Annotated in this window: 1 protein-coding gene and 2 pseudogenes; 2 read left to right on the forward strand and 1 reads right to left on the reverse strand. The window is 49.6% G+C overall.

The genetic code is table 11. From position 1 onward, the window contains the following. Together ACYVTD_RS13575 and ACYVTD_RS13580 are read left to right on the forward strand one after the other, a co-directional pair. Window positions 1-528: pseudogene (locus ACYVTD_RS13575) on the forward strand (hypothetical protein); the annotation flags it as partial. Then, window positions 486-770, forward strand: coding sequence for a hypothetical protein (locus ACYVTD_RS13580; RefSeq protein ID WP_461248268.1), 285 nt, complete (start codon window positions 486-488; stop codon window positions 768-770). The pseudogene ACYVTD_RS13575 and the gene ACYVTD_RS13580, both read left to right, overlap by 43 nt. A gap of 5 nt (window positions 771-775) precedes the next feature. Here the strand turns inward: ACYVTD_RS13580 and ACYVTD_RS13585 are convergent. Beyond that, window positions 776-1,115: pseudogene (locus tag ACYVTD_RS13585) on the reverse strand (methyl-accepting chemotaxis protein); the annotation flags it as partial.

Raw genomic sequence — 1,115 nt, forward strand, 5'->3', positions numbered from 1 at the left:
GGGCACCAATTGTCCAATATTGGAACAGATCTTGCCGCAAACATGACAGAAACCGCAGCGGCCGTGAACGAGATAAACTCCAATATACAGAGCATCAAGGGAAGAATTATAAACCAGAGCGCGAGCGTTACAGAAACCCACGCGACAATGGAACAGCTTACCGATAACATCCATAAACTTAACGAACATGTCGCAAACCAGAGCTCCCATATCGCCAAAGCCTCGTCCGCAATTGAACAAATGACGGCTAATATCAATTCGGTTACCAACACGCTGGTGAATAACGCCGAAAATGTAAAATCGTTGATGGAAGCCTCCGAAGTGGGGCGGGACGGCTTGCAGGGAGTGGCGACTGATATTCAAGAAATCGCCCACGAGTCCGAGGGATTATTGCAAATTAACGCTGTAAAGAAAAACTGCCAGAAGGCTACAACACCCGCGTCATTGAGCGCGGAAGCGGCATCTCGGCGGGCGAAAGGCAGTTGTTGGCGTTTACCCGCACGCTTATTTCCAACCCGCGAATATTAATCCTTGACGAAGCGACAAGCAGTATTGATACCGGCACTGAACAGCTCGTTCAGCAGGGAATCCAGACGCTGATGAAAGGGCGCACATCGTTTATCATCGCCCATAGGCTTTCCACGATACGCAACTGCACGAAGATAATGTTCGTAAACGACGGGCAAATCGTGGAAAGCGGCACGCACGAGGAATTGATGGCAAAACGCGGCAAGTACTACGAACTTTGCGTGGCGCAGTACCAGCAGTAGGAATTTTAATCCACTTTAAACTTTGACACTTCCTTCATCAAATCGTCTATGGCTTCGCGGTTCTTGCCGCTTATCCCGCTTACGTGGTTAACCGCTATGTTTATATGCTCCGCGCCCGTAGCCATCTCGTTCATGCCGCCGGTTATTTCCTGCGTTGATTTTTCAAGGTTGGCGCTCTCCTGTATTACTTCTTTCGCGCCGTCAAGCATTTCCTGTGACGCGCTTTCTACCTGCCGCGTTACATCGTTTACAACGCTTATGCCTTCTAGAACCTGTTTGCTCCCCGTAGTTTGTTCTTCCATCGCGTTGCGGATGTTTTCTTCCTGAGTAGCGACGGTGTTAACG

The organism is Treponema sp. R6D11 (assembly GCF_054786075.1).